The following is a 9779-nucleotide window of genomic DNA, read 5'->3' as shown; positions in this document are numbered from 1 at the left end:
GCTTCGATCTTCCAGAGCCTTCATCTGGCTGATCATCGAGGCATCCATGCCGCCGTATTGGATCGCCATTTGTAGAATGACGCAGTGCTCATTCCATGTTCCCGGCATAACTCGGGTACAGGAACGCCGCCTTCCGCCTCGCGAAGTATGACAAGGATTTGCGGTTCGCTGAATCTGCTCGTCTTCATCAAAATCTCCTCGATCATATAGCCCGAGAAAATTCTACTTTTGAAGCCGACTATTTGCCGGGGGATTACCACATCACTCCGGCAAAATAACAGCACATATATCAGCGTAGATATGACCCGATCAATTCCTTGTATTTTTCATAGGTCGTACTTTTTTCCAGGGCATTTAGTTCCGCTTCATTTAGGTTGGGGTGAATAGGGTTCAGCCAGATACGAACCATTGCATCTGCCAATCGTTGCTCGAAATCTTCGTTGGATCTAAGTTCCCAAATCGCGCCGTCATATTTGGACATGTCCACTGCAGGGGCGACAATCTCAATTCCTGGCCTGCCTTCAAACAGAGACGCTATTCCAACTCTACTCATGATAATCGGGACATCTGATCGGAGAGCTTCTAGTAATACGAGTGGCCCTCCCTCAAAAAAGGCCCCACTAACAAATGCATCCGCCATAGCAAAGTACTCGTGAGCGCGTGGTGCGGTTCCGCAATAGATGACCCTTTGTTCGAGAGAATTATCCTTGATGTATTCATTGATTTCTTCAAGCAAGGCGCTTTCATATGCAGGTCCAAGAAAAAGAAGTTTGGCATTCGTGCAAGTACGGCTTGCGATGTGGAAAGCCTTCAACAAACCCAAATGATTTTTCTGGTGATTGATTGCACCCACGCAGATGAAGACGAAATCATCGTTGCTGATACCATGCTGATGGCGCAATTGTTCTCGCGCCTGGCGTGGCGAAAAATCATCAAAGGGCGTGAAATCAATACCGTTAGGAATGACGATACATTTTTCCGGAGGAACGCCAAGCCGCGAAATACTATAATCACGGACATAGTCGGAGACACCCACGAATTTAGATGTAAGTTTAGCACTCTCGACAAATTCCTTCCGTTGCTCGTCACCAAACCACATATAAACATTATGAATTACCTGTAGAAACGGAATTTCCTTAGCATGACAGAATTCAACGCCCTGTGTGGAGTAATGAGTTAGAACGAGTCTGGGTCGTATATTGTCGAGCAGTGTTTGGTATGATGCTGGATCAAAGGTTTCACAGATCACATTTTGGCCACGCGCCCGGGCCTGCTCAACCGCGGGGCCGGCATTTCCAAGAACTAGAAGAACGACATTAAGACCTGATTCGATAAACGTATCGTTCAAGTCAAGAACAACGTTTTCCAAACCGCCGGCTTCAAAATTGTCTACTTGCACCAGAACGTCGCACCTTGGGGTGGCATTGGCCGGCTTACCATCAAGGGGGATATCGAATAAGATTCCTCGTTTGATCTTTCGTGCTAAATCCCCGAAGAACGTATTTGGCGGAAGCAGGCGACTGGCGATAAAGCTGCGGCTTTGGGAAATTTTGCGCAGCGTAAAAAAACGATAAATCTCTTCGGCGCCGGTTTGGCGAGTGTGATAAAGTTTTTCGTAGACGAGCAAATTTTCGCTAGCCATTCGCATTCTGGTTTCTTCGTCAGGTATACGAAGTGCCAAAAAATCAGACAACGTGATATAGCGCATACCCAGCGACTTAAAATCCCCAATGTTTTCGCAATCAACGATAGGTACGACTCCCATGGCGATATACTCGACAAGCTTAGTGGGGCAAGCAACTCTATTAACGACGCTGTCTTCTCGTAAGATAAAACCGTAGTGGCATTGCGAATAAAAATCCATTAGCGCTGCATGTGTTTTCCTCTCTACAACGACCGATTTCCGTGTCTCTGCAGGTAGCATGGACTTCACTTTTTCCGGATCAGGACAATAGAAGTGATGCTGATAAAATTCTTTGGTTTTTGTGATCGCATCGATCATTTTAGGAACTTGCTGCCACTTATGAAGACCGCCAGCGTAAACGATAACAGGTTTTCCGTTTAAGAGTGGCCGCGTCACTGCGGAAGGCGTAAAGTTTGGGAACATTGGGTATGATATACTTACAGCTTTCAGCCCACTGCGGAACTTTTGCTGTAAATACTCCTTCATTGCGTGGGTAACGACAATGACAATCCCGGCTTTTCGGACGGCCAAACACTCCTCTTTGTCAAAGATAAGAGCGCTGTAAAAGTCATCATGCATACGAAATTCTTCGGGCACGACACCATGAATATCGACTGCTTTCCGAATGAATGGCAAATGCAGCAATCTTCCGAATCTATTGTCGTACATGCGTAAGACGCTGTGAAAATAAATGTTCCGAGTACGTAAAACAGCCGCAAGAGCCAATAGACGTACGAGCATTTTCAATTGCTTGCTGCCAGTTATACGGAGAACGAGAACGTTTGGCTCAGGACGATCAAACCATAGATTACGTCCCGCCAGTTCCTCACTTTCGACATAGATACGCCACCGGTCCGGAAATAGCCGATCTACGATCTGAATCCGCTGAAAATATCCATCACTTTGTCTCTCCGGATAAAAATATCCGCCGAAGAAAACAATTCCTTTGAGCCGACCCAGAAAAACTATTCCTTTCCTCGCCAGCCAGACCGCTCTGGATAATCTTCCTGTCCAGCGCCTGAAAGGGGTAACCGGATTAGAAGATGGAGACGTCTCACTGCCGGTATTGAATGTTGTAAGAAAATCATGAATAGCAAAGTTGCATTCCACCCGTTCATGGACTGCATCAGCGATACATCTAAACTGAGCAACGATTACTTTGACTTCTGCACCGTCGGGCTTTTCCTCCCCGAGGATTTGCAACAGCGACGTTTTAGTACGTATCCAAGTTGCGAAGACGTCTCCATGAGATTCCGCTGCCGCAATCTGCCCAGTCAGTTTCTCTGGTACATCCACAGAGTGGGCCTTGATAGCGCTGCTCAAATTGCGGAATTCAGTTTCGAAATAGTCGATTTGATGATCTAGATTTGGAATGTAAGAGAGCAGAGAAGTACGAGCCTTGGACTTTCCAAAGGAAGAAAGTGCGAATTCCACGTCCATATAAAACGATACTATCGGCTTCTCCGGTCGTCTCCGCCAAGTAATATTATGTTTTTTCTCCAGATAGCTCTTGTTCTTTTTTGCATGACTACTAAAGTATTCGTACTGCAACTTTCCAAATGAAGCAGATCCCCAATGATGAATAAATACATCACGTGCGAGAAATATTTCATAACCAAGTTTTCGCGCCCGGATGCAATAGTCATCATCTTCATAACCGCCTGGATAAAAAGTTTCGTCCAGAAGGCCAATGTTCTGAACCGCCTCCTTCGTAAGCAAAACACAAAAGAAGGTGACATCGGTTTCAACCAGATTCCCACGCCAGATTTCATGTCTGTTATTAGAAAAATCTTGTATCCTTTGGTAAGGTTCCTCTGGAATAATGCCGTTCTCGATGTCGATAAACTCATCTAGATTGGCATCGTAATCAACAGGTATGCATTGCTCGCTATCTGCTTTGTTTGTTACCGAGCTGATGATAGCTTTTTTATAAGTGAGCATTCGATCAAGCCAGTGATCGGTAACAATTACGTCACCGTTGAGCAGGCAGATATGAGTTATGGTATCATCTGCAAGAAATTCACGTATCCCAATATTGTTGCCTCCCGAAAAACCAAGGTTTTCTGATTGTTCGATATAGCGCCAATCGCTTCCGATTTCCTCGATATGGGTAGATATCGCAGTTCGAATTCTGCTCCGCTCCTCTGGAGCGGACGCATTATCTACAAGAATCAGCTTAATTGAGCTTTCGTTATGAGCTCGCCGCACACTGGCCAGTGTCGCGATAATTGCGTCAGATGCATTGTAAGAAACTATAACAATACCGGCTTTTGAAGCTTTAATCATGGTCTGTTCTTTTAAAAAAATCTGATATCTTACGCATAATACGATGGGCTACAAGCGCTATAACTTGTAGCGCTCCTGCGCTTTCGGTAGAGGAATCTTTCAGCATCGAATTGGAAAAATCGATCTGCTGCATAAGATCTCGGATGCGCCCCTCTGATTCCACTATTCTCTTTGCCAATGATTGAGAATGCTCATCTAAAATAACAACTTGCCTTCCCAAATCTTGTGCATGATCGTCGCCATCCAGTACCCTTTGAGCTAGAGTGTTGACTGCCATCTCGAGCTCTTGTATTCGATTCGTTGCTGCTAAAAGCTGCCTTTCGAAGAAGCCTGAGTTCTCACGATAGATAAGACCGGGCTTCGTTTTGCAGTCCTTTAATGTCGCCAACATATAAACAGCTCGAGCCGCTTTATCCATTATCTGCGCCATTTCGGGAAAGCCAAATGGTAATGGGTTTTTCGGATCACCTATAACATTAAGCCATGACGACGAAGCCAACCGAATTGCCTCTTCGACACTTTTCTCAAGATAAGATCTGGCATTCTCCATATTGTTATCGGCAACGGCCAACGTAGCCAGCCAGTGGAGCGCATCAAGCGTTCTGTTGCCCAGTAATGGGCTATAACGCAAGACATCGATTGCGGCACATTGTTTATAGAAAGTTTGAGCTACTTCAGTCTTTCCGCTCTGTCTGGCTAATTCACCGCCCGCAAACAATAATGATACCTGCCAGCGCAGCTGATGTGGCGTCGGGTTTGGAATGGCAGCGTAACGGAAAATAGCCTCCTGAAGTTCAGAAAATTGGCAATCTTGTAGGGGGGCTTTGTTTAGTTGAGAATAGATATGACAGCAGAGCGCTGCACCGAAATCCACGGTCGTATGCTTGGACGTGAGGAGCACGCTTTGCTGCATACTATCAAGAAGCGTTTCCGATTGCGCCCGCATACCGATGGCTATCATGCCCTTCACCAGCCAGGGATTCTCATAATCCCGTGAAAAAGCTGATACGTTGAAGTCGGGGGAGCTTGGCAACTTCCATGACGTCTCCTCATAGACGGTTTTCTTGCTATCTGTTGGGTCTGCCATACATAGCAACAAGACCCATTCACCCTCTTGCTCACTTTCTTTCTGTGGCGACACTTCCACCCAACTGCGACGAGAATGATGGTAGCGCAGCGCACCTCCTGCGGTCTGGAAAAAGCCCTTCTCCAATAGAAAATATGAGCTGCACTCATCTATAAGGCGCTCCCATGTATATACATGTAAATGAAATGGATTTGGATCTTTACCAGTTTCATCTACCCAATTGTTCGGCGCACAAACCATTAGCCGCCCTGACGGCTTGAGCACGCGCTTCAATTCTTTGAGATAAGCGTGAGGGTCAGGAACATGCTCAATGGTTTCAAAAGCCGCGATAAAATCTATGCTGTTGCTCGGGATCTCGGAAAGTGCCTGCGCGTCGCCGACAGCAAACCTCAAATGATCGTCATGACCATAATGAGCCTTGGCATAGTTGATACTAAAGTCACTAAGATCAATCCCGATAACGGAATGAGCTTTTGAATTATTATAAAGGATATGGCTCCCGTAGCCTAGGCCGCACGCAACATCCAGTACACGATCGCCCGGTCGTATAAACTCTGCCGCCTTATGATACCGGATACAATGTGCATCGCTTCGACGTCCGGTTTCACGAAGCATATCGGTATGTAGTAAGCGCTCTTCAGCAAGAACCATAAGGTCATAATGCATCAAAGCGCTTGGCGGAACCTTCTCAAGAGCAATTAGAATCTCATCGCTTTCGTCATTGAGCGATTCATAGGGGTTAATTTGATAATAATAGGGGTGTTTGCGAAAACCAGCTTCAAAACAGCTGGTTTCCCACCAAGCTCGCCCTCCTTGGTGTGATAAAGTGGTTGACGTCGGATCGCCCGTTAATCGTATACGCAAGAACACGTAGCGAGAAGATACTCGATAAATCTCATTCAAAACAATTGGGATGTCTTTTGTGCCCATTTGTTCAAGACATCCATTCGCAACAACGGTTGAAAAGCTATTATCGAGAAATGGAAGTTGTAAAAATGAGGCAGTTACATAACGTTCGCCGAACAAACCATTCAAACATTCCGTCGTATTTTCCGGTTGAACGGATATAACATTAATACCTTGCCTGATAAATTCCGGTACAGACGTATTGATCCCGGCACTTAGTTCTAACAAATTGCCGTATCCACAGGATTGTAAAATATATTCAACTATCTGAGGTGCCATTGATTCACTTGATTTCATCATTTATCTCAATGTTATTTGACTTATAGTGATTTCATAGATAGTTGAATTCAATATCCTTCGACTTTATGTCATATTCGAACCTGATAATTTTACCAACACACACTCAGCTATCCTTTTAAATGCACATTTCGAGCTCAAACTGTCTGATAGATTAATTTTGATGATACGTACACTCATGTTTTCCTCCAATAACGATCACTTCTATGAAGCGATAGTTAAAATATAAGTTTAATTGCATATAGTCGTATCCAATCATTATCACTCATTCCATCTTGTTTATGACCTGCCACTGAACTTTCATCCAGCGGCGATTAGAGCCTCGGCGGGTCTTGAGGTGCGCCCCGAATTTGGACCACGGAAAACTGGAATTTTCCGGGTTTAAGGCTCAAAGCGGCGGGGATGCCGATGAGCCCTTCATAAGCGAAATCGGCACCTTATTGCCAATGGCGCTATGTGGCCGGAATTCGTTATAGTCTCTACGCCAATCCTCCATCTTAATGCGGGCGTCGTCAAGACTCATGAACCAATGGGCGTTTAGACACTAGGCTCTGAACTTGCCATTGAAGCTCTCGATATAGCTGTTATCTGTCGGCTTGCCGGGCCGGGAGAAGTCGAGCACCACTCCCTTATGGTGTGAGCCCACAGACCCAAGTCACAAGAGATAAATTCGCTGCCATTATCCACACGAATAACTGCAGGATAACCGATCTGATGACATATCCGTTCCAGAGTCTGTACTACATCCTCACCACGATAACCGAAGCGGGCATCAACCGCTGGCGAGAAGCGTGAGAATTTGTCGACCACCATCAAGATGCGGATCTTCTGTGCAGTCGCCAATTGATCATGGACAAAATCCATTGCACAGACATGGTTGGAATGGGTCGCATCTGTGCGATCGGCGCGAAGCTTCGTCTTCACGCCCGTCTGGAACCTTGTTCCGCCGCTGAAGTCCCATCTCTTTGTAAAGACGATATATTTGCTTCGGATTAACGGGCCAGCCGTCACGCTTGAGAAGTACATGCACGCGCCGATACCCGTAACGAACCCGGCTCTGACAGATGTCCTTGATCCTGAGCTTCAGTTCAGCCTGCTCGCCACGCTTTGACTTGTAGACATAAAGTGACCGGTCAATCTTGAGCACCGAACAGGCACGTCATACCTAGACTTTCCAATCCGACTTAATAGTGTCGACAAGTGCACGCCTGCGTACAGGGTTCAGAGTTTTTTTGCCAAAACGTCCTGAAGCATGGCCTTATCCAGAGACAGATCGACAACGATCCGCTTCAGCTTGGCATTATCCTCCTCGAGTTGCCGTAACCGCTTCATCTCGGATGGCATCAGACCCGCATATTTCTTGCGCCAGTTATAAAACGTGGCGTCTGAAATACCGGTGAGGTGCACCCCGAATACAGCAACCCTAAACCGCTGGAGCGAACTCAAAACTGGATAAAACTTGGGGCGACGTCAGACTGACGCGGGCAAAGAAGACCGGGGGCTTCGGTCTGTGTTTCCTTTATCTGAGCAATGTTCGGGGGCATCACTGGAACCATAAACGCGTTTACCGCATTTATCGTGAGCTTGAATTGAACTTCAGGATCAAGCCGCGCAAGCGGTTGAAGCGGGACAAGCCCGATGCTCTGACCGTGCCAGATGCGCCGAACATGGTCTGCTCCATGGTTTCCATGGCCGACCGGCTGGAGGATGGAGGCAATTCCGGCTGCTGAACGTCCTGAACGACTTCAACCGCGAAGGTTTGGGTATTGAGGTAGACTTCTCGCTGCCTGCTGAACGCGTCATCCGCAGCCTCAACCAGATCATCGAATGGCGCGGCAAACCATGGCGACCCACATTGCACGCTCCAGAGTTCTTTTGTTGAGCGGAAAGTCTTAGGATCAAGCATTAGGCGCAAAACACACCTTGATATTAAGTCGATATTCAGCGATGAAGTTCCGCAATAATTCCAATGAAGGTTTCTATATGTCTGCCGGTGGAGCTTTTAAGACGCGAATAAAAGGCTTTGATGGCCTGAGAACTATCGCGGTTATCGCCGTTTTTATTCACCACACAGGATTAATACCCTTGCATGGCGGGTTCATCGGCGTTGACATTTTCTTCGTTCTAAGCGGGTTTTTGATAACATCGATATTAGTGAACGAACGCATTTCGACAGGTTACATCGACTTGTTTAGATTTTACATCCGTCGAACAGGGAGATTGTTTCCTGCGCTGCTGTTTTTTCTTGTTCTAATTTCAATTTACATTTTAGCTTTCAAACCGGCTGTATCTCTTAGCTTCGAAATTTTGCCGCCACTGGGCTATTTTATGAATTGGGTGCGAGCTTTTGATATTTATGATGCAAAGCTCACAGGCCACACTTGGACTTTGGCTGTTGAAGAACAGTTCTATATTATCTGGCCTCTGGTGATCCTTGCTATCTGGCGTGTCAAATTCCTGAAGCCTATTGTAGTGATGCTCAGCCTAGCCATTGCTGCTGTTCTTTGGCGGAGCTACATGGTCGGTAGCGGCGCACCTCCTGCCCGAATTTATACTGGATTGGACACGCATGCAGACGGTTTGGTGTTTGGTGCTGCGATAGCCGTTCTTCCGCGAAGCATTCTATTTTTGATAGGCAAATGGCTTTGGATGCCTGCTGCTGCTTATATTTGCTATGTCCTGACATCTAATTCCGCTACCGCGTTTGCTTCATACAACATTGGCTTTACAGTAACAGCTCTCGCATCTGTGGCAGTCATAGCAAAAATATTTTCCGATCAAGGTTCACTAGTTACTAAATCTCTGGATTTTCTCCCTATGCGATGGTTCGGGAGATTGTCGTACGGTTTCTACCTTTGGCACTATCCAGTCATCAAAATACTACTTTACAGCGGATATCAAGAATTTGGAATGTTCTTTGGAACTTCTATATACCCTAAAATTACTATGTTCGCGGCATGCTTTGGTGTTTCGCTTCTGCTAACCGTAATTTCATGGTATTTTATTGAATCGCCTGTCCAAAAGAAGGTGCACTTATGGCTTCAAAATTACGAGGCCGAGAAAAATCAAAATGACTCAGCTTTGATGATGGAAAATCCTAAGATGACAGCGCCCGTTTGGCCCGGAAGACGTAAAGCGCACGATTGAACGGATCATTGCCGGCGTCACGCACCAGCGACAGCAAGCTGTCTGGACCTATCTGGTTCTATGCGGCCTGTTTTTCCAGAACCATTTTCATGGCGAATTCGTTGGGCGTGATGTGGTAATCCCCCGGCAAATAGCCGGCTTCAAAAGTAGAATTTTCTCGGGCTATATGATCGAGGAGATTTTGATGAAGACGAGCAGATTCAGCGAACCGCAAATCCTTGTCATCCTTCGCGAGGCGGAAGGCGGCGTTCCTGTACCCGAGTTATGCCGGGAACATGGAATGAGCACTGCGTCATTCTACAAATGGCGATCCAATACGGCGGCATGGATGCCTCGATGATCAGCCAGATGAAGGCTCTGGAAGATCGAAGC

Annotated in this window: 3 protein-coding genes and 4 pseudogenes; 3 read left to right on the top strand and 4 right to left on the bottom strand. The window is 46.4% G+C overall.

The window, feature by feature from the left end:
- From FJQ48_RS12775 to FJQ48_RS22755, 4 genes and pseudogenes are all read right to left on the bottom strand, one after another.
- Positions 1–188 (bottom strand): annotated as a pseudogene (locus tag FJQ48_RS12775) (transposase); the annotation flags it as partial.
- 101 nt (positions 189–289) lie between these two features.
- A complete protein-coding gene (locus tag FJQ48_RS12770) occupies positions 290–3970 on the bottom strand; it encodes a glycosyltransferase (RefSeq protein ID WP_139975421.1) in 3681 nt (1226 codons plus the stop codon).
- On the bottom strand, positions 3963–6260 hold the full coding sequence (locus FJQ48_RS12765; RefSeq protein WP_247870380.1) for a class I SAM-dependent methyltransferase: 2298 nt from the start codon (positions 6258–6260) through the stop codon (positions 3963–3965). The genes FJQ48_RS12770 and FJQ48_RS12765 overlap by 8 nt, the downstream gene beginning before the upstream one ends.
- Before the next feature lie 388 nt (positions 6261–6648).
- Positions 6649–7655 (bottom strand): annotated as a pseudogene (locus tag FJQ48_RS22755) (IS3 family transposase); the annotation flags it as partial.
- A 74-nt stretch (positions 7656–7729) separates the two neighbouring features.
- On the opposite strand from FJQ48_RS22755, the pseudogene FJQ48_RS12740 reads away from it, so the two are divergent.
- The 3 genes and pseudogenes from FJQ48_RS12740 to FJQ48_RS12730 all read left to right on the top strand — a co-directional run.
- Positions 7730–8103, top strand: a pseudogene (locus tag FJQ48_RS12740) (IS3 family transposase); the annotation flags it as partial.
- Between the two features lie 104 nt (positions 8104–8207).
- Complete coding sequence (locus FJQ48_RS12735; RefSeq protein WP_139975416.1) at positions 8208–9407, top strand: acyltransferase; 1200 nt, start codon at positions 8208–8210, stop codon at positions 9405–9407.
- Positions 9408–9591: 184 nt separating this feature from the next.
- Positions 9592–9779, top strand: a pseudogene (locus FJQ48_RS12730) (transposase); the annotation flags it as partial.

It is taken from the genome of Ochrobactrum sp. CGA5 (genome assembly GCF_006345815.1).
GTDB lineage: Bacteria > Pseudomonadota > Alphaproteobacteria > Rhizobiales > Rhizobiaceae > Brucella.
Note: the sequence above shows the minus strand (reverse complement) of the source record. Positions and strands in the feature narration are given on the sequence as shown.

Excerpts from the sequence above, each read along its gene's own strand:
- FJQ48_RS12770 (WP_139975421.1), bottom strand. The coding sequence starts at position 3,970 with ATGATTAAAGCTTCAAAAGCCGGTATTGTTATAGTTTCTTACAATGCA.
- FJQ48_RS12765 (WP_247870380.1), bottom strand. The coding sequence starts at position 6,260 with ATGAAATCAAGTGAATCAATGGCACCTCAGATAGTTGAATATATTTTA.
- FJQ48_RS12735 (WP_139975416.1), top strand. The coding sequence starts at position 8,208 with ATGAAGTTCCGCAATAATTCCAATGAAGGTTTCTATATGTCTGCCGGT.